The sequence below is a fragment of the Bacillus sp. SIMBA_008 genome, assembly GCF_046535495.1.
GTDB classification, from domain to species: domain Bacteria; phylum Bacillota; class Bacilli; order Bacillales; family Bacillaceae; genus Bacillus; species Bacillus subtilis.
In genome coordinates, this window is the sequence record NZ_JAWRWL010000999.1 from 1 (window position 1) to 248 (window position 248).

Here is a 248-nt window from a genome sequence, read left to right on the forward strand (position 1 = left end):
TGCTTTTTTTGCATCGCGAACGACTCGCACAGATTCTTTTGTACTGATATGACATACATGATAATGACAGTTCGCTGCTTCTGCTAAAAGAACATCTCTTGCAATATGCACCGATTCACAAATGGACGGTATTCCGTTTAATTCATTTGCTTTTGAAAACTCTCCTTCATGAACGCATCCGCCGTAAATAAGCGAGTTATCTTCACAGTGTGCCACAATTGCTTGATCAAGGCTTGCCGCCTTTTTCA

Annotated in this window: 1 pseudogene; it reads right to left on the reverse strand. The window is 41.1% G+C overall.

The annotated features are described in order from the left end of the window. Window positions 1-248, reverse strand: a pseudogene (locus SB658_RS26395) (dihydroorotase); the annotation flags it as partial.